17 protein-coding genes are annotated in these 17,236 nt (G+C 73.7%); 9 read left to right on the top strand and 8 right to left on the bottom strand.

Annotated elements, in window-relative coordinates:
- Nucleotides 1-10: 10 nt before the first annotated feature.
- Nucleotides 11-1,618 (bottom strand): hypothetical protein, encoded by a 1,608-nt coding sequence (locus AB0F03_RS22045; protein WP_361994511.1) that lies wholly within the window; start codon nt 1,616-1,618, stop codon nt 11-13.
- Nucleotides 1,619-1,893: 275 nt separating this feature from the next.
- Between AB0F03_RS22045 and AB0F03_RS22040 the strand changes: the two genes are divergently transcribed.
- The 9 genes from AB0F03_RS22040 to hypA all read left to right on the top strand — a co-directional run bounded on the left by AB0F03_RS22040 (nt 1,894) and on the right by hypA (nt 9,223).
- A complete protein-coding gene (locus AB0F03_RS22040) occupies nt 1,894-2,472 on the top strand; it encodes a hypothetical protein (protein WP_361994509.1) in 579 nt (192 codons plus the stop codon).
- A 203-nt stretch (nt 2,473-2,675) separates the two neighbouring features.
- Nucleotides 2,676-4,172 (top strand): hypothetical protein, encoded by a 1,497-nt coding sequence (locus tag AB0F03_RS22035; protein WP_361994506.1) that lies wholly within the window; start codon nt 2,676-2,678, stop codon nt 4,170-4,172.
- A 120-nt stretch (nt 4,173-4,292) separates the two neighbouring features.
- Nucleotides 4,293-5,381 carry a hydrogenase expression protein HypE gene (locus AB0F03_RS22030; protein ID WP_361994503.1) on the top strand — a complete coding sequence of 363 codons (1,089 nt, stop codon included), beginning with the start codon at nt 4,293-4,295 and terminating at the stop codon, nt 5,379-5,381.
- Nucleotides 5,382-5,457: 76 nt separating this feature from the next.
- The gene (locus tag AB0F03_RS22025) at nt 5,458-7,251 is read left to right on the top strand and encodes a nickel-dependent hydrogenase large subunit (protein ID WP_361994500.1); all 1,794 of its coding nucleotides are present in this window, start codon (nt 5,458-5,460) and stop codon (nt 7,249-7,251) included.
- On the top strand, nt 7,244-7,816 hold the full coding sequence (locus tag AB0F03_RS22020; RefSeq protein ID WP_361994498.1) for a NifU family protein: 573 nt from the start codon (nt 7,244-7,246) through the stop codon (nt 7,814-7,816). Before AB0F03_RS22025 ends, AB0F03_RS22020 begins: the two co-directional genes overlap by 8 nt.
- On the top strand, nt 7,813-8,409 hold the full coding sequence (locus AB0F03_RS22015) for a DUF5947 family protein (RefSeq protein WP_361994495.1): 597 nt from the start codon (nt 7,813-7,815) through the stop codon (nt 8,407-8,409). Before AB0F03_RS22020 ends, AB0F03_RS22015 begins: the two co-directional genes overlap by 4 nt.
- A gap of 21 nt (nt 8,410-8,430) precedes the next feature.
- On the top strand, nt 8,431-8,637 hold the full coding sequence (locus AB0F03_RS22010; RefSeq protein ID WP_361994492.1) for a hypothetical protein: 207 nt from the start codon (nt 8,431-8,433) through the stop codon (nt 8,635-8,637).
- Nucleotides 8,638-8,670: 33 nt separating this feature from the next.
- The gene (locus AB0F03_RS22005; RefSeq protein WP_361994489.1) at nt 8,671-8,859 is read left to right on the top strand and encodes a hypothetical protein; all 189 of its coding nucleotides are present in this window, start codon (nt 8,671-8,673) and stop codon (nt 8,857-8,859) included.
- 7 nt (nt 8,860-8,866) lie between these two features.
- Nucleotides 8,867-9,223 carry a hydrogenase maturation nickel metallochaperone HypA gene (gene hypA / locus AB0F03_RS22000; protein WP_361994486.1) on the top strand — a complete coding sequence of 119 codons (357 nt, stop codon included), beginning with the start codon at nt 8,867-8,869 and terminating at the stop codon, nt 9,221-9,223.
- A gap of 26 nt (nt 9,224-9,249) precedes the next feature.
- Here hypA and hypE read toward each other — a convergent pair whose 3' ends face one another.
- From hypE to AB0F03_RS21965, 7 genes are all read right to left on the bottom strand, one after another.
- Complete coding sequence (hypE, locus tag AB0F03_RS21995; RefSeq protein WP_361994735.1) at nt 9,250-10,239, bottom strand: hydrogenase expression/formation protein HypE; 990 nt, start codon at nt 10,237-10,239, stop codon at nt 9,250-9,252.
- A 121-nt stretch (nt 10,240-10,360) separates the two neighbouring features.
- Nucleotides 10,361-11,503, bottom strand: coding sequence for a hydrogenase formation protein HypD (hypD, locus tag AB0F03_RS21990; RefSeq protein ID WP_361994483.1), 1,143 nt, complete (start codon nt 11,501-11,503; stop codon nt 10,361-10,363).
- On the bottom strand, nt 11,500-11,790 hold the full coding sequence (locus AB0F03_RS21985; RefSeq protein ID WP_361994480.1) for a HypC/HybG/HupF family hydrogenase formation chaperone: 291 nt from the start codon (nt 11,788-11,790) through the stop codon (nt 11,500-11,502). The genes hypD and AB0F03_RS21985 overlap by 4 nt, the downstream gene beginning before the upstream one ends.
- 3 nt (nt 11,791-11,793) lie before the next feature.
- A complete protein-coding gene (hypF, locus tag AB0F03_RS21980) occupies nt 11,794-14,148 on the bottom strand; it encodes a carbamoyltransferase HypF (RefSeq protein ID WP_361994477.1) in 2,355 nt (784 codons plus the stop codon).
- Nucleotides 14,145-14,867: a hydrogenase nickel incorporation protein HypB gene (gene hypB / locus AB0F03_RS21975; RefSeq protein WP_361994474.1), complete on the bottom strand. Its 723-nt coding sequence runs from the start codon at nt 14,865-14,867 to the stop codon at nt 14,145-14,147. The genes hypF and hypB overlap by 4 nt, the downstream gene beginning before the upstream one ends.
- A 60-nt stretch (nt 14,868-14,927) precedes the next feature.
- Nucleotides 14,928-15,506 (bottom strand): hydrogenase maturation protease, encoded by a 579-nt coding sequence (locus AB0F03_RS21970; RefSeq protein ID WP_361994471.1) that lies wholly within the window; start codon nt 15,504-15,506, stop codon nt 14,928-14,930.
- On the bottom strand, nt 15,503-17,212 hold the full coding sequence (locus tag AB0F03_RS21965; protein WP_361994468.1) for an enoyl-CoA hydratase-related protein: 1,710 nt from the start codon (nt 17,210-17,212) through the stop codon (nt 15,503-15,505). Before AB0F03_RS21965 ends, AB0F03_RS21970 begins: the two co-directional genes overlap by 4 nt.
- Between the last annotated feature and the right edge of the window lie 24 nt (nt 17,213-17,236).

Raw genomic sequence — 17,236 nt, 5'->3', positions numbered from 1 at the left:
CGCGGTCAGGTCAGTTCACGGAGGACCCCAGGGTCTGGGTCGAGTAGGCGCATTCCGTGTAGAGGTAGCCGGGCCTGAGTTCGGCGGTGTCCGAGGCCGGGGTCGTGACTCTGTCACCGTGCGGCTTGTGCACGAAGTACGTCGTGCCCGCGGGAAGAGCGATGGTGCGCTGCGGATAGTCCCTGCCGCTGTGGTTGCACGGCTTGAAGCGGGCGGCCAGCGTGTCGGCGAGCGAGTAGGACCGGCAGCCGCCGCATCCCTTGAGGGTGAAACTGCCGGTGACCGGGCCGGTGTACAGGACGGTGATGTCGTCCGGGCTGTCGTTCTTGACCGTGATCGAGATGCTGCCGCCGGACGCCGTGGTGGGCAGCTTCCGGCCGGCCGCGGGGAGCGTCTGGGCGACCTCGGCGGCTATGGCGGTCTTCTGCGCGCGCGCCCGGTTCCGGTCGTGCTCGTGGTCGGCGGCGAACTGCTCCATCGTCTTCTGGGCGGCGGCGAAGTCACCGTCCCGGTACTCGTCGACACCACAGGCGTACGCGCCCGAGTCACCGGAGCGCACCGCCCGGCCCGCGGCCCGCGCCAGCCCGCCGCCCGTGTCGCCCGCCGACCGGGACAGGTCGCCGATCCGGGTGTTCAGGGTGTGCAAACGCTCCACGGCCGCGCAGGGTTCGTCACCGCCGACGGCCTTCTCCGCCGTCTTCACCGCCGAGTCCACGGCGGGCACCACCTTCGCCGCCGGCGCGGACCGCGGGAAGGTGTCCAGCAGGTCGCCGAAACGGGTCACCCAGTCGGCCCCGCCGGCCGCGAGGCGCTGTGCCCCGCACTCGTACAGGGCGTTCGCGAGCCGGTCGTCGGGCCAGTGGACCAGCGAGCCGAGCCGGTCCCGCGGCATCGTGCCGGGCACGGTCCGCAGGTACTTCAGCGGCTCGACGGCGTCGCAGTACTGCTGGTGGCCGTACGGAGCGCCGACCGTCGTGTAGTAGGTCCGCAGGCTGTCGGGGACCTTGCGGGCGGCGCGGGAGCCGGGATGGCCGGCGGCGAGGTCGCGGTAGACCTCCAGGGCCGTCAGGTACTCCGTGCGGGAGGTGCGGAACGGCTGCCGGCCGCTCGCGGCCACCAGGTCGTCGGCCCGCTCCAGACGGCCGAGAAGCTGCTGCTCCACCGCCTCGTCACGGGCGTCCTGGTACCAGAGGGCGCCGCCGGCCGGTACGGCGAGGAGGAGCACGCCGAGCAGCAGCGCCAGGGGCGCGCTGCCCGGCCGGACCAGCGGGGTGCGCAGTCCGGTGAGAGCGCCGTGGACGGCCGCCGCCAGCAGGAGAACGGCGTAGCCGGCGAGCGCGGCGCCCGGGACGCCGTCGGCGTCCGCGGGGAGCGCGAAGAGCAGGAACAGGCCGGTCACCACCCAGCACGCGGCTGTCGCGAGCCGGCGCCGCAGCAGGGCGTAACCGAGTCCGAGACCGCTCAGGTTGAGCACGGCGACCGCGACGGCCCGCCGGACGTCCGGCGGCCCTGGCGGCGGCCCCGGCGGCATCGGCGGCATCGGCGGCGGGCCCGGCGGCAGGTGCGGCTGCGGTGGTCCCGCCCACCCCTGACCCGGACCGTACGGACCTTCGGACATGACGGCTCCCCCCGGTCAACTGCGCCCGCATGTCTGCGAATTCGCAGTGTACGGGCGGGGGCGTGGGCCCGACAGGGGTCTTGGAATCCTCCTCCCGACGACGCGGCGCCGGTCGCGCTGGAGCGGCTGAACGGGTCGCCGCACAGGACGTGACGTCCGCCGTCCCGGCCCGTGCACGGCCCCCTTTCGGCCCCTTTTTCCCGTCCGTGGCCCGGCGGGGCACGGTGTCGCCGATGATGGGCAGGACGTAGCCCGGCGAGGGGAGGGAGACGGCCGTGGGGTGGACGACCGAGGAGTTCGGGGAGTCGCACGAGGGCATCGTGGGTGCCGTCCTGGCCGACGGCAGCGAACCGAAGCCCGCCTACTTCGACATCGGCAGCGGCGCCGAGATGTACGCGACCAGCGAGTGGTGGGCGTACGACGGCGGCATGACCCGGCCGAAGGCGGCGGCGGTGCGGGCCTCGTGCAGCTGCGGCTGGCGCGGCCCGAGCGTGCCGGTCCCGTGGGAGGAACTGGCCGAGGACGGTCTGGAGGACCTGGACGTCTCGCGTGCGCGCCGGGACTGGAGCGAGCACATCCATGCGGTCGAGCGGCAGACGGTGCCGCTGCCGGAGGAGCTGGCCCAGCTGCTGAACGCCGTGGAGGACAGGCTCTTCGCGCTGGCCGAGGACGCACCCGCCGCCGCCCTGCGAGCCGTCGCCGCCCTGGACCGCCTGACCCGGCGCGCCGGGCGGGAAGCGGCCTGCGTGATCGAGGAGGACCCCGACCGGCGGTGGGAGGACCTCGGCAGGGCCCTGGGCGTCGGCGCGGACCGGGCGCAGTCCCTCGTCACCCACTATCTGCTGCTCCGCTGAACCGGCCCTCCGTCCGCGCCGCGCCCTGCCGCGCCCTGCCGCGCCCTGCCGCGCCGGCGGAGTTCCGCTCACCCGCCCCCGTGCAGCGGTCACGACGCGTGCCCTCCCCTGTCCGGCGCAATAGCGGTGCGCCTGAGGGGCGGGCGGGCGCGCCGGGTGTGACCGTGGGGGGAGAACCGCGGACGCGCCGGTGAGGAGAGGGCATGGCCAACAGGGTCGGCGAGAGCTGTGAGCAGCTGAGTGCCGTGGCGGACGCCGTGCTCTACGAGGGATATCTGCTCTATCCCTATCGCCGGTCCTCGGCGAAGAACCGGGTCCGCTGGCAGTTCGGGGTGCTGCTGCCCCGGAACTGGGTGGAGCGGGACGGGCCGGTCACGCCGGGGATCTCCGGCTCCGCCGACTCGTGGTACCAGCTGACCGAGTGCCCGCTGCGGGTCCACGGCGACGACGCGGCCGTACGGGTGCGGGTGCGCTACCTCCAGATGCAGCACAAGCAGGTGGAGGCCACTGACGGCGACGGGCGGCACCGCCCGGTGGAGTCGCTGCGGACGGCCGACGGGGTGACCCACCTGTCGTTCGAGGAGGCGGTGCCCCGCGAGACGGAGCTGGTGCTGCCGCTGGCGGAGCTGCTGGGCGACGGGCGGACCGTGCCCGTGGGTGCGCCGGCCGGGGCGGAGTACGAGCCACTGCCGTCGGGAGCCGGACGGACGGTGCGGCGGCGCCGGGAGGTGCGGGCCGCGACGACGGTCGTGGCCGAACCGCTCGGGCCGGGGCTGTACCGGCTGCGGGTGCGCACCGAGAACACCGGCGACGCCACGGATCCGCAGGCCCCGCGGGGTGCGGTGCTGGGGCAGGCGCTGCTCGCCACCCACACGCTCCTCGCCGGTGAGGCGGTGGAGTTCGTGTCGCTGATCGATCCGTCCGCCGCGCTCGCGGAGCACGTGGCCGGCTGCCGCAACGCGTTCACGTTCCCGGTGCTCGGCGGCGCGTCGCCGGCGTCGGCGGACGGTGACGGGGCGACGGGCGCGTTCCTGCTCTCCGCGCCGATCATCCTCCCCGACCATCCGCAGGTGGCGCCCGAGAGCCCGGGCGACCTGCACGACGCGGCGGAGATCGACGAGATCCTCACGCTGCGCACGATGCTGCTGACCGACGAGGAGAAGGCCGAGGCCCGGGCCACCGACCCACGGGCCGCCCGGATCCTGGACCGCGTGGAGACCATGCCCCAGGAGGTCTTCGCCCGGCTGCACGGCACCATCCGCTCCCTGGCCCCCGCGCAGGCACCGGACTCCGGGCGGCCCGCCTGGTGGCAGGAGCACGGCGACGACGGACTGTCCCCGACGACGGACACCGTGCCGGTGGGCGGGGTGCCGGTGGGCGGCGGCAGCCGGGTGCGGCTGCGCCCGCGCGGGCGGGGCGCCGACGCCCAGGACATGTTCCTGGAGGGACGGACCGCGCAGGTCGCCGGCGTCTTCCACGACGTGGACGGCAGCGTCCACCTGGCCGTCACCGTGGACGACGATCCCGCCGCCGAACTGCACGGCTGGTACGGCCGGTTCCACTACTTCCGGCCCGAGGAGCTGGAGCCGCTCGGCACCGGCGGCGCACCGCACCCTCCCGGGCCGCCCCGGCCGCAGGCCCCACGGCCCGCGCGGCCGGCCGACCGGCCGGAGCGGGGCTGGTCCGATGCCCGCACGTGAGACACCGGCGGGCGGCCACCGGACGGCCGCCCCCGGGGAACCCCCCGTACCGACGCTCGCGGCCCCCTCGGCCGCGGCCCGCAATCCATTCCGCAACCGGCTGCAACGGAGGCCGCAGACATGACCACACAGAGCGGTACGACCGAAGTGCGTGGTGAGCCCAGCAGGGCCGAGGCGCGGGAGGGCTTCGACGAGATCACCATCCTGTGGATCTCGGAGGGGATGAGCTGCGACGGCGACACCGTGTCGCTGACCGCGGCGGGGCAGCCGTCCATCGAGGACGTGGTGCTCGGGCTGATCCCGGGCCTGCCGAAGGTGAACCTCGTCAACAAGGTCCTCTCGCCCAGCCTGGGCGGGGAGGACTTCCTGGCCCCGTACCGGGCGGCGGCCAACGGCGAGCTGGCACCGTTCATCCTCGTCATCGAGGGCTCGATCCCGAACCAGAACATCATCGAGGGCGACGGCTACTGGACGTCGTTCGGCAACGACCCGGACACCGGCGAGCCGCAGACGCTGAACTGGTGGATCGACCAACTGGCGCCCAAGGCCTGGGCGGTGGTCGCCGCCGGTACCTGTGCGACGTTCGGCGGCATCCACGCCATGGCCGGCAACCCGACCGGCTGCATGGGGCTCGCGGACTACCTGGGCTGGGACTTCAAGGCGCTGTCGGGACTGCCGATCGTCAACGTGCCCGGCTGTCCGATCCAGCCGGAGAACTTCATGGAGACCCTGATCTGGACGCTCCAGCACGCGGCCGGTGCCGCTCCCCCGCCGCCGCTGGACCACATGCTGCGACCGCAGTGGCTGTTCGGCAAGACCGTGCACGAGGGCTGCGACCGGGCCGCGTACTACGAGCAGGCCGACTTCTCCAAGGACTACAACTCCCCCAAGTGCCAGGTGAAGATCGGCTGCTGGGGCCCGGTGGTCAACTGCAACGTGCCCAAGCGCGGCTGGATGGGCGGCCTCGGCGGCTGCCCCAACGTCGGCGGCATCTGCATCGGCTGCACCATGCCGGGCTTCCCCGACGCCTTCATGCCGTTCATGGACGAACCGCCGGGCGGCACCCTGTCGTCGATGGTGATCAGGCCGTACGGGGCGGTCATCCGCCGGCTGCGCGGCCTGACCAACGACATGGTGAACCACGAGCCCAGGTGGCGTCACAACAAGGAGAAACTGACCAGCGGTTACGACCCGTACTGGCGCGCGTGACCCGGCAGGCCGCCGCGCCCGTCCCGCAGTCCGTCACCTATCCGCCGCACCCGAACAGCGAGGGGCACCACCGCAGATGACCACCACCGAGTCCCGGCCCACAGGACGCAAACCCGCCCAGATCGTGGACATGTCCTGGGATCCGATCACCCGGATCATCGGCAATCTGGGGATCTACACGAAGATCGACTTCGCCAACCAGGAAGTCGTGGAATGCCACAGCACCTCGTCGCTGTTCCGCGGCTACTCGGTGTTCATGAAGGGCAAGGACCCCCGTGACGCCGGGTTCATCACCTCGCGGATCTGCGGCATCTGCGGCGACAACCACACCACCTGCTCCAACTACGCCCAGCAGATGGCCTACGGCGTCAAGCCGCCCAAGCTGGCCGAGCACATCACCAACCTGGGCGAGGCCGCGGAGTACATCTTCGACCACACGATCTTCCAGGACAACCTGGTCTTCGTGGACTTCTGCGAGGCGATGGTCAAGGCCACCAACCCCAGTGTCCTGGCCCGCGCCGAACGCACGGACGCGCCCCGCGGGGACATCCACGGCTACCGGACCATCGCCGACATCATGAAGGCCTTCAACCCGTTCGAGGGCGAGGTCTACAAGGAGGCGCTGAAGGTCAGCCGGATCACCCGGGAGATGTTCTGCCTGATGGAGGGCCGGCACGTGCACCCCTCCACGCTCTACCCCGGCGGGGTCGGCACGATGCCGCAGCCGAACACCTTCACCGACTACCTGAGCCGGCTGATGCACGTCATCGACTTCATCAAGAAGGCGGTGGCGATGAACGACGACGTCTTCGACTTCTTCTACGAGGCCCTGCCCGGCTACGAGGAGGTCGGCAGACGCCGCATCATGCTCGGCTGCTGGGGTGCCTTCCAGAACCCGGACGTCGTCGACTACCGCTACGCGACGATGAACGAGTGGGGCCGGGCGATGTACGTCACCCCGGGCATCATCGTGGACGGCAAGCTCGTCACCAACAACCTGGTAGACATCAACCTGGGCCTGCGCATCATGCTGGGCAGCTCGTTCTACGAGGACTGGGTCAACGAGGAACCCTTCGTCACCCACGACCCGCTCGGCAACCCCGTCGACATGCGCCACCCGTGGAACCAGACCACGGTCCCGGTGCCGCAGAAGCGCAAGTTCGACGGCAACTACAGCTGGGTGATGAGCCCGCGCTGGTACCACCAGCAGAGCGGTGAGCACCTCGCCCTGGACACCGGCGGCGGCCCCCTCGCCCGGCTCTGGTCGACCGCGCTGAGCGGCCTGGTCGACACCCCGTACGTCAAGACGACCGGCGGCGGCATCCGCATCACCCTGCCCAAGGGCGAGAAGCTGCCGGAGACGACCCTGGAGTGGCGCATCCCGAAGTGGAGCAACACCCTGGAACGGGACCGCGCCCGGCCGTACTTCATCGCCTACGCCGCCGCCATGGCCCTCCAGTTCCTGGAGGAGGCGATGCAGATGCTCCGCAGCGGCGACACGAAGGTGTACGAGAACTTCGAGGTGCCGGACGAGGCCATCGGCTGCGGGTTCCACGAGGCGGTGCGCGGGGTCCTCTCCCACCACCTGGTGATCCGCGACAAGAAGATCGCCAACTACCACCCGTACCCGCCGACCCCGTGGAACGCCAGCCCCCGCGACATCTACGGCACCCCGGGCCCGTACGAGGACGCCGTGCAGGGCCAGCCGATCTTCGAGGAGAACGGGCCGGACGACTTCAAGGGCGTCGACATCATGCGCACCGTGCGCAGCTTCGACCCCTGTCTGCCGTGCGGCGTCCACATGTACATGGGCAAGGGCAAGACCCTGACCACCGTGCACTCGCCGACGTACGGAGCCGACCATGGCTGATGCCGCGCGGCTCGCGGACCCGGCGGTGGAGGCGCGGCTCGCCCGTCTGGACGAGGTGCTGGCCGGGCTCGAGGCCATGCCCGGCCCGGCGCTGGAGGCGGTGGCGCTGCTGACCGAGGTCTACGGCGAGGCCCTCGCCCGGGTGCTGGACCGCGCGGAGGGACCGCTGCGGGAGCGGCTCGCCGAGGACGAACTGCTCGGGCACCTGCTGGTCCTGCACGACATCCACCCCGAGCCGCCCGAGCGCCGGGCCGCCCGCGCGGTGGAGAAGCTGCGGCCGGCGGTGCGCGAGCGCGGCGGTGAGCTGGAGTGGGCCGGCCTGGAGGGGCAGGTGGCACGGGTGCGGCTGAAGTCCGGTGGCGGCGGCTGCGGCTCCGGCTGCGGCAGCGGCGGCGGCAGCGGCTCCTCGGACGTCACCGAGGCGGTCCGGGCGGCGGTGCTGGCCGTCGCTCCCGAGCTGACCTCGGTGGAGACGGTGGAGGCCACCCCCAAACGCGTCGCGGCCCCCGCGTTCGTGCCGCTGACCAGCATCCGACGCCGGCCCGTGGCCCAGGAGACGCCGTGAGCGTGGACGGAGCGCTCGCGCGGATGATCCGCTCCGCCGCCGACCGCGTGGAGCGGGCCGGGGCCGAGTCCTGCGAACTGTGCGCCGCCCCGGTGGGCCCCGAACACGCCCACCTGTACGAGACGGGTCCCGCCGAGGTGCGGTGCGCGTGCCGTCCCTGCTCGGTGCTGTTCGCCGCCGACGGGGCCGGTGAGGGCCGCTACCGGCTCGTGCCCCGGCGCCGGCTGCGGCTGCCGCCGGTCGACACGGCGGTGCTGGGCGTCCCGGTGGGGCTGGTGTTCTTCGTGCCCCGCTCCGACGGCACGGTCACCGCGCAGGGGCCGAGCCCGGCCGGGGCCATGCGGTGGGAGGTGGACGCGGCGGCCTGGCAGCGGCTGACGGCCGTGGTGCCGCAGCTCGCCTCCATGGCACCCGACGTCGAGGCGCTGCTGGTGAACAGCGTGCGCGGCCTGGACGAGCACTGGATCGTGCCGGTCGACGACTGCTTCCGGATGACGGCCGTGATCCGCCGCGAGTGGCGGGGCCTGTCCGGTGGCGGCCGGGTGTGGCCGGCCGTAGAACAGTTCTTCGAAGAGCTGACCGAACGGTCGTAAACACCGAAAAGGAGATCGGACATGGGCAGCATCCGAGTGGGCCGCCCCCAGGCGAAGCCCGACACGCCCACCCACGTGCGCGGACTGCACCAGGGCAACTGGGGCCCTTACCACCGTCAGACCGGACACCACGAGGACGGCACCTCCGACGCGCGCCGCTCCACCGGTATCCACTGGAAACGGCACGACGCCCTGGTGCAGGAGATGCCGAACATCTCGCCGGGATGACAGAGCGGGACGAGAGAAAAGGAAGTGACCGTCATGGACGTCCGCAGGCGAAGAGGGACCGCGCGCGCGGAGTTGTCGGGACGCCGGCTGCTGCTGATCCAGGCCGCGCTGGCCGGCGGCGTGGTCGCGGCGCTGGTCGTCAAGGAGTTCCCGGGTCTCGTGCGCGAGGTGCGGATCTACCGGATGAGCGGGGGCCTGCGCGCCCGCCGCCGGTATCCGTGAGGCCGGCGTGCACGAGCTGTCGATCGCGACCGCGATCGTGGAGCGGGCCGGGGAGATCGCCCGGGCGGACGGCGCCGGCGGTGTCTCGTCGGTGACCGTCCGGGTCGGTGAGCTGGCGGGTGTGGTGCCGGACGCGCTGCACTTCGCCTTCGAGGTGGCCCGTGACGGTACGGCCCTCGCGGCGTCCCGGCTCGTCGTCGAGCGGGTGCCCGCCCGGGCCTGGTGCGGGGAGTGCGCCGAGGAGTTCGCGGTCGGCATGCCGCCGTTCTTCTGGTGCCCGCGCTGCGACCGGCCGTCGCGGGAGTTGCGCAGCGGGCGCGAGCTGGAGATCACGGGGGTCGAGGCGGTGCCGGTCCCGCCCTGACGGCGGGGCCGGCACCGCCCGGCCGCTCAGCAGATGCGGGGCAGCTGCTCTCCCAGCGGCAGGTCCACCACGCGGGTGCCGCCGAGACCGGTGGCGACTACCACCATGCCCGGGTGGTCCGCCACGCACTCGCCGATGAGGGCCGCGCCGGTGCCCTGCGGGTGGGCGCGCATGGCCGCCAGCACGCCCTCGGCGTGCTCGGGGGGTACGAAGGCGACGAGCCGGCCCTCGTTGGCGACGTACAGGGGGTCCAGGCCGAGGAAGCCGCAGGCGTTGGCGACCTCGTCCGGGACCGGGACGGCCCGTTCACGCAGCCGGACCCCGGTGCCGGAGGCGCGGGCGATCTCGTTGAGGGACGCGCCGAGGCCGCCCCGGGTGGGGTCGCGCAGGACGTGGATGTCCGGGGTGACCGCCAGCATGGCCGCCACGAGGCCGGCCAGGGGCGCGGTGTCGGAGGCGATCTCGATACCGAACTCCAGGCCTTCCCGCACGCTCATGATGGCCACGCCGTGCAGGCCGATGGGGCCGCTGACGATGACGGCGTCACCCGGCCGGGCGCGCTGCGGGCGGATGTCGACGCCGTCGGGCACGAGGCCGACGCCGGCGGTGGTGACGTAGACGCCGTCGCCGTGCCCGGACTCCACGACCTTGGTGTCACCGGTGGCGACGGTCACGCCCGCCGTCCGGGCCGCCGCGCCGACGGCACGTGCGACGCGCTCCACCACGGCCAGTTCCACGCCCTCCTCGAGGATGAAGGCGGTGGACAGGTACGCCGGCCGGGCGCCGCTCATGGCGAGGTCGTTGACGGTGCCGTTGACGGCCAGGTCGCCGAGGCTGCCGCCGGGGAAGAACAGGGGGCGTACGACGTAGGAGTCGGTGGAGAAGGCCAGCCGGGCGCCCCCCAGGTCGAGGACCGCCGAGTCGGCGAGGGCGGCCAGGATGGGGTTGCCGTACGCGGGGCTGAAGATCTCCTCGATCAGTTCGGCGGACAGCGTGCCGCCCCCGCCGTGGCCCATGACGACGACCGGCTGGTCGCGCAGGGGCGCCGGGCAGGTCCAGTTCGCGGGGTCGACGGCCGACGCGTCCGCCGCGTCGGTGACGGCGGCTTCGGTGGCTTCGGTGGCTTCGGTGGCGAGGTCAGCCAACGGAGTTCATCTCCTCCTGCGGGATACGGGATCCCTGCTGTGCCGGGGCGTTCATCCGGCGGTACAGGTAGTAGGCGGCGCAGGCGCCCTCGCTGGAGACCATGGTGGCGCCGAGCGGGGTGCGCGGGGTGCAGGCCGTGCCGAACGCCTCGCACTCGGTCGGCTTGATCAGCCCTTGCAGGACCTCACCGGCCCGGCACACGGCGGGTTCCTCCGTGCGGATGCCGGTGACGTCGAAGCGGTGCTCGGCGTCGTAGGCGCGGAAGGCGTCGGTCAGGCGCCAGCCGCTGGCCGGAATGCGTCCGATGCCGCGCCAGTTGCGGTCGGTGACCTCGAAGACCGCCTCGATCATGCGCATGGCCGCCGGGTTGCCCTGGTCGCGTACGGCGCGCGCGTAGGCGTTGTCCACCCCGTACTGTCCGCGCTCCAGCTGGTGGACGGCGCGGCGGATGCCTTCGAGGATGTCGAGGGGCTCGAAGCCGGTCACGACGATGGGCACCCGGTGCTTCGCGGCCAGCTCCGGGTACTCGGCGGTGCCCATCACGCTGCACACGTGACCCGCGGCGAGGAAGCCCTGCACCCGGCAGCTGGGCGAGGTCATGATGGCCTCGATCGCCGGGGGGACCCGGACGTGGGACACCAGCAGGCTGAAGTTGTCCAGGCCGAGCCTGCGGGCCTGGTGCACGGCCATGGCGTTGGCGGGGGCCGTCGTCTCGAAGCCGATCGCGAAGAACACGACCTGGCGGTCCGGGTTCGCGCGGGCGAGGTCGAGGGCGTCGAGCGGGGAGTACACCACGCGTACGTCACCGCCCTCGCCCTTGACGCGGAACAGGTCGCGGTCGGTGCCCGGCACGCGGAGCATGTCGCCGAAGGAACAGAAGATCACGCCGGGGCGGGCGGCGATCTCCAGTGCCTTGTCGATGACGTCGAGCGGCGTGACGCACACCGGGCAGCCGGGTCCGTGGATCAACTCCACGTTCTCGGGCAGGAGTTGGTCGATGCCGTGGCGGATGATGGAGTGGGTCTGGCCGCCGCAGACCTCCATGAGCGCCCAGGGGCGGGTGGCGGTGGCGCGGATCTCGTCCAGCAGCCGGTGCGCCAGGGCGGGGTCGTTGAACTCGTCGAGGTACTTCATCGGGTCTCACTTCCGCTCTCCTGCCGGGCCGCCTGCTCCCAGGCGTCACCGAACTCCTCGTCCAGCAGTCCGAGTTGCTCGAACAGTTCCAGGGACGCCCGGGCCGACTCCTCGTCCAGGCGCTGGAGCGCGAAGCCGACGTGGACGATGACGTACTCCCCCACCCGCACATCGGGCAGATACTCGAGGCACGCCTGTTTCTGCACTCCGCCGAAGTCGATCAGCCCGGTGAGCGGGTCGGCGCGATGGTCGATGGACACGACCTTGCCGGGCACTGCCAGACACATGGGTCACTCCGTCTCGTGGTGGACGGCTGTTCCCGCGACCATCAGCTGGCCGAGCGCGAGACCGCCGTCGTTCGGGGGGACTTCGCCGTGCCGCAGGAGCGTGAAGCCGTCCCGGCCGAGCAGGGCGGCGCACTCCTCCTCCAGCAGGGCGTTGGCGAAGACGCCGCCGGTGAGGGCGACGGTGGCCAGGCCGGTGGCCGTGCGGGCGCGGCGGCAGATCTCGGTGACGGCGCGCGCGACGCCGCGGTGGAAGCGGGCGGCGAGTACGGGGGCGGGGGTGCCGCGCGCCCGGTCGTGCAGGAGCGCCCGCAGCATCGGTGTGGGGCTGCACGTGAGGCGGTCGGTACCGCTGAGCCCGAACGGGTAGGCCACGGCGTCCGCGCCGGCGGCCTCCAGCGCCGCCGCCTCCAGTTCCAGGGCGGCCTGCGCCTCGTAGCCGGCCCGGTGGCACACGCCGACGAGCGAGGAGACGGCGTCGAAGAGCCGCCCCATGCCGGAGGACGGCACACAGGCCACCTGGCGTTCCAGCTGGCGCCGCAGCACCGCGCGTTCGGTGTCCGAGCAGGCGGCGACGCTCGGCAGTTCCGGCGTCCACGGCAGTCCCGCCGCCCACAGCCGGGCCAGGGCCGTTCGGCAGGGGTTGGCCACGCCGGCGTCTCCGCCGGGCAGCGGGGCAGGGGCCAGGTGCGCGAAGCGCCGGTAGCCGGTGTAGTCGGCGAGCAGGACCTCGCCGCCCCACACCGTGCCGTCGTCGCCGTAGCCGGTGCCGTCGAAGGCGACGCCGATGACGGGTGTGGTGCCGTCCAGACCGTGCTCGGCCATGGAGGCGGCGACGTGGGCGTGGTGGTGCTGGACCAGCACCGGCCCGGGCAGGCCGAGCCGGGCGGCCCGGGTGTGCGCCCGGCGGGTCGAGTGGTAGCCGGGGTGCCGGTCGGCGGCCACCCGCCGGGGGGTGACTCCGGTGAGGCGGGTGAGGTGCCGCTCGGCCCGTTCGGCGGCGTCCAGCGTGGCCAGCTCGCCCATGTCGCCGATGTGCGGCCCGAGCCAGGCGTGGTCGCCCTCGCCCAGGCAGAGGACGTTCTTGAGGTCGCCGCCGACGGCGAGCGTGGGCCGGACCGGGACCGGCAGGCGCACCGGGCGGGGGACGTAACCGCGGGAGCGCCGCAGGACCTGTGCGGTGCCGTCGGGGCGGACGCGCAGCAGGGAGTCGTCGCACGGGGAGGCGATGGGCCGGTCGTGGGTGAGCCAGGCGTCGGCGAGGCCGGCCAGCCGGGTCAGCGCCTGGGCGTCGTCGGTGACGATGGGCTCGCCCGAGCGGTTGCCGCTGGTCATGACCAGGACGCGGGGGCCGGGGGGATCGCCGGGCAGCCCGAACAGCAGGGTGTGGACGGGAGTGTAGGGCAGCATCACGCCGACGTGCGGGCTGCCGGGGCAGACCTGTCCGGCGAGGCGGAGGCCGTCGGGGGGTGTGCGGGGGCGCAGCAGGACGACGGGGCGCTGCGCACCGGTGAGGGCGGTGCGTTCCGCGTCGGAGAGGACCGCGATCCGTTCGGCCGTGGACAGGTCCGCGCACATCACCGCGAAGGCCTTGCCGCCGCGCTCCTTGCGGTCGCGCAGCGCGGTGACGGCCCGGGCGTCGGTGGCGTCGCAGGCCAGGTGGTAGCCGCCGACGCCCTTGACGGCGACGATCCGCCCGGCGGCGAGCAGCGCGCGGGCTCCCGCGAGGGCCGCCGCGTCCCGGGCCGGGCGGACCCCGGAACCGTCGGCCGGGACCAGGGCGAGCCGTGGGCCGCAGTCGGGGCAGGCGACGGGCTGGGCGTGGAAGCGCCGGTCGGCCGGGTCGCCGTACTCCCGGGCACACGCGGGGCACATCGGGAAGCCGGCCATGGTGGTGGCGGCGCGGTCGTAGGGCATGCCGGTGGCGACGGTGAAGCGGGGGCCGCAGTGGGTGCAGGTGAGGAAGGGGTGGCGGTGGCGGCGGTCGCCCGGGTCGGCCAGTTCGCGCAGACAGTCGGCGCAGGTCGCGGTGTCGGGCGGGAGGTGGGTGCGGCCCGGGGAGCGCTCGGTGGAACGGATGCCGAAGGGGCCGGTGGCGCCGGTGGCGGGGACGTCCTCGCAGCCGACGCCGGTCACGGTGGCCAGCGGGGGCGGCCGCTCGGCCAGCCGGCGGACGAACAGGTCCACCTCGTCCGGCGGACCCTCGACCTCGATGAGCACGCCGTCGGCGGTGTTGCTCACGAACCCGGGCAGGGCGAGAGCGGCGGCCAGCCGGTGGACGTACGGCCGGAAGCCGACCCCCTGCACCGTGCCGCGCACGGTGATGCGGCGGCGGACCGGTCCGGTGGCGGGCGCCGTCACGCGACGGGGGCGGAATCGGGGTCGTGGACGTGCGGGTGGGGGGCGAGCGGCGGGCGGTGGGGCGGGGTTCCGTCGCGGGCGGCGAGGGCGCGGTCGAGCAGGGTGCCGACGCCGGAACCGGTCCGGGCGCAGGACCGTACGATCTCCACGCCCGGGTTGACCTGGTGCACGTTCTCGTGGAAGAGGCTCTCGTCGAAGCCGGCCGGCCCGGCGAGGTCGGTCTTGGTGATCACCACGAGGTGGGCGGAGCCGAACGCCGTCGGGTACTTCAGCGGCTTGTCCTCGCCCTCGGTGACGGCCATCAGCACGACGCGCAGGGTCTCACCGAGGTCGTAGGCGGCCGGGCAGACCAGGTTGCCGACGTTCTCCACGAAGAGCACGGAGGTGTCCGGCGGCAGCCAGCCCGCCAGCCGGGCCCGGACCTGACGGGCCTCCAGGTGGCACAGTCCGTCGGTGAGCAGCTGCTGGACGGGGGCGCCGGAACGGGCCAGCCGGACGGCGTCGTTCTCGGTGGCCAGGTCGGCGGTGAGCGCGGCCACCGGGACGCCGCGCTCCACCGCTCGGGCCAGGACCCGGCCGAGGAGTTCGGTCTTGCCGCTGCCGGGGCTGGACAGCAGGTTGACCACGGTCACGCCCTGCCGGGCGAGGTCGCCGCGCAGGCTCGCGGCCAGGTCGTCGTTCTTCGCCAGGACGGCCTGTCTGACGTCGGACCGGCACATGGGCGCTGCTCCTCGGGTGGGGTGACGGGACGCGGGCCGCATCGCGCGCGGCCCGGCGTCTCACCGATTCTGGGTGCCGCCGGGCGCCGTCGCGGGCAGCGTTGCCGGGGGCGGGGTACCGGATTCCACCGGGCGGCCCAACGGAGGCAGCGGGCCGGCCGGATCGTCGAGCAGGGCGGGGACGAGTGTGTGCAGCGCGTCCACGGCCCGGCCGACCGCCTCCCGCACCGGTGCGCTCAGTGAGCCGAGAAGGTCGTCGCCGTCCGGCAGCACACCGGGTTCGCAGGCCAGGACGAGGACCCTGGGCAGGGGCTCGTCGCCCAGGTGCCCGGCCAGGGCCAGGACCGTCGCCGGGTCCATGCCGTGGGCCTCGGGCGCGACGGTCCCGTCGGGGGGTTCGGCCTCGATCAACGAGAGGGTGCCGGGGCGGTGGCCGCGCGGGGCCGCGTCGACCAGGACTGCGGTGGCACAGCCGGCCAGCAGGTCGTAGGCGAGGTCCATGCCGCGGATGCCGTAGTCGCGCACCCGTACCCCGGGCGGCAGCGGGCGCTGTCCGAGTGCGCGGATCACCTCGGGGCCGAAGGCGTCGTCGGCGAGGAAGATGTTGCCGACGCCGGCCACCAGGATCCGGGGCGTCACCGGGCGTCCCCGGCGGCCGGGGCGAGGGGCCGGGGTGAGCCGGCGGGTGTCTTGCGGACGAAGGCCGAGCGCAGGGCGTGGTAGGGGGCCGAGGGGTCGAAGAAGACGGCGTGCATGCGGGCCAGTTCCGCCTGCCGGTGGTCGGCCAGGGGGCGTTCCCGCTCGTCCTCCGCGCGGGCCGCCGCCTTGGCGGCGATCCGCCCGTCGAGGTCCGGGGCGGTGGCGAGCGCGGTCGCCAGCCGCCGCACCCGGGCCGTGAAGTCCCCGGGCGCGGCCGGCACCAGCCGGTCCACGAGGCCCAGCCGTTCGGCGGACGCGGCGCTGACCGGCAGTGCCTCCGTGGTCAGGCGGCGGGCGTGGCCGGGGCCGACGCGGCGCGGCAGGGTGTAGGTCCAGAACTCGGAGCCGTACAGGCCCATGCGCCGGTAGTGCGGGTTGAGGACGACGCCCGTGCGGCACCACACCTCGTCGGCGGCGAGGGCCAGCATGGCCCCGCCGGCCGCGGCGTTGCCGGCGAGGGCGGCCACCACCAGCCGGTCGGTGGTGCGCAGCACGGCCTCCACGAGGTCGTCCATGGCGTTGAGGTTGGTCCAGGACTCCTGGGCCGGGTCGGGGGCGGCCTCGATGACGTTCAGATGGATGCCGTTGGAGAAGAAGTCGCGCATCCCGCCGAGGACGAGGACGCGGGTGGGGCGGGTCAGGGCCTCCCGGTAGGCGGCGAGCAGTCTGCGGCACTGGTCGGTGCTCATCGCGCCGCCCGGGAAGGAGAAGGCGAGGAAGCCGACGTCATCGTGCTGGTGGTAGCGGATGTCGGTCCAGGTGCGCCGGCCGGGCGGGAGTTCCAGGGGGGCGGGGTCGTCCGGGAGCCGCAGGCCGGGCCGGCGGGAGGCGAGCACCGAGACGGCCGGGCGGCGGAAGGGCGCCGGGTCGCCGGAGTCGCGGCGGGGACGCAGTTCCGGGATCCAGACCGCGCCGTCGCGGGTGGCCCGGCAGACGGCTCCGGCGCGCTGGGCCAGCAGGGCGCCCGGACGGCCGCGCAGCCGGTCCTCGGGGTGCCCGCCGTGCAGGAACACCTCCTGGCCGAGGAGCTCGTCCAGGACGCCCGGCTGGGAGTCGGCGCCGCGGAGCTTGCGCAGGACCGTCTCGGTGTCGTCGCGCTCCCAGTCGATCCGCCGCTGCTCCTGCCGGAAGAAGTCGCGCCAGACGACCGTGACCGACGCGTCGGTCTGCTGGAGGGGCTTGTACGAGGCTTCGGCGTAGCGCCGTACGGCCGTCAGGACGGCGGTGACGGCGGCGTCGGAGGCCTCGTTGCGGTAGAGGTCGCTCTTGCCGACGGGCGGCACGGGGAACGGCTCGGCCGCCCAGATCGCGCCCGCGTCCATCGCCGCCTCGGCCCGGAGCACGGTCACACCCCACTGCTCCGCCCGGCCGGCGACGGCCCAGTCCAGCGCGGACGGGCCGCGGTCGCCCGGCGGGCCGGGGTGCACGATCAGGCAGGTGTGGTCGCGCCACACGTCCTCGGGCAGGGCCGTCCTGAGCATCGGCGCGATGATCAGCTCCGGCCGCAGCTCGCGCACGGCGGCGCGGACCGGGTCGGGGCCGTGTGCGGCGAGCACCACGTCCACCCGGTGCCCGAGGTCCGACAGTTCGGCGTACACGCGCTGGGAGAGGCTGTTGAACGCGCTGGCGACCAGCAGGATGTCCATGGGACGGCATGGTCGCCGTTCGCC

This window comes from Streptomyces sp. NPDC028722 (assembly GCF_040637655.1).
GTDB lineage: Bacteria > Actinomycetota > Actinomycetes > Streptomycetales > Streptomycetaceae > Streptomyces.
Note: the sequence above shows the minus strand (reverse complement) of the source record. Positions and strands in the feature narration are given on the sequence as shown.

Bases quoted from the DNA above. Each gene is read 5' to 3' on its own strand.
- AB0F03_RS22045 (WP_361994511.1), bottom strand. From the start codon at position 1,618: ATGTCCGAAGGTCCGTACGGTCCGGGTCAGGGGTGGGCGGGACCACCG.
- AB0F03_RS22035 (WP_361994506.1), top strand. From the start codon at position 2,676: ATGGCCAACAGGGTCGGCGAGAGCTGTGAGCAGCTGAGTGCCGTGGCG.
- AB0F03_RS22030 (WP_361994503.1), top strand. From the start codon at position 4,293: ATGACCACACAGAGCGGTACGACCGAAGTGCGTGGTGAGCCCAGCAGG.
- AB0F03_RS22025 (WP_361994500.1), top strand. From the start codon at position 5,458: ATGACCACCACCGAGTCCCGGCCCACAGGACGCAAACCCGCCCAGATC.
- AB0F03_RS22020 (WP_361994498.1), top strand. From the start codon at position 7,244: ATGGCTGATGCCGCGCGGCTCGCGGACCCGGCGGTGGAGGCGCGGCTC.
- AB0F03_RS22010 (WP_361994492.1), top strand. From the start codon at position 8,431: ATGGGCAGCATCCGAGTGGGCCGCCCCCAGGCGAAGCCCGACACGCCC.
- AB0F03_RS22005 (WP_361994489.1), top strand. From the start codon at position 8,671: ATGGACGTCCGCAGGCGAAGAGGGACCGCGCGCGCGGAGTTGTCGGGA.
- hypE (WP_361994735.1), bottom strand. From the start codon at position 10,239: ATGGGCCACGGCGGGGGCGGCACGCTGTCCGCCGAACTGATCGAGGAG.
- hypD (WP_361994483.1), bottom strand. From the start codon at position 11,503: ATGAAGTACCTCGACGAGTTCAACGACCCCGCCCTGGCGCACCGGCTG.
- AB0F03_RS21985 (WP_361994480.1), bottom strand. From the start codon at position 11,790: ATGTGTCTGGCAGTGCCCGGCAAGGTCGTGTCCATCGACCATCGCGCC.
- hypB (WP_361994474.1), bottom strand. From the start codon at position 14,867: ATGTGCCGGTCCGACGTCAGACAGGCCGTCCTGGCGAAGAACGACGAC.
- AB0F03_RS21965 (WP_361994468.1), bottom strand. From the start codon at position 17,212: ATGGACATCCTGCTGGTCGCCAGCGCGTTCAACAGCCTCTCCCAGCGC.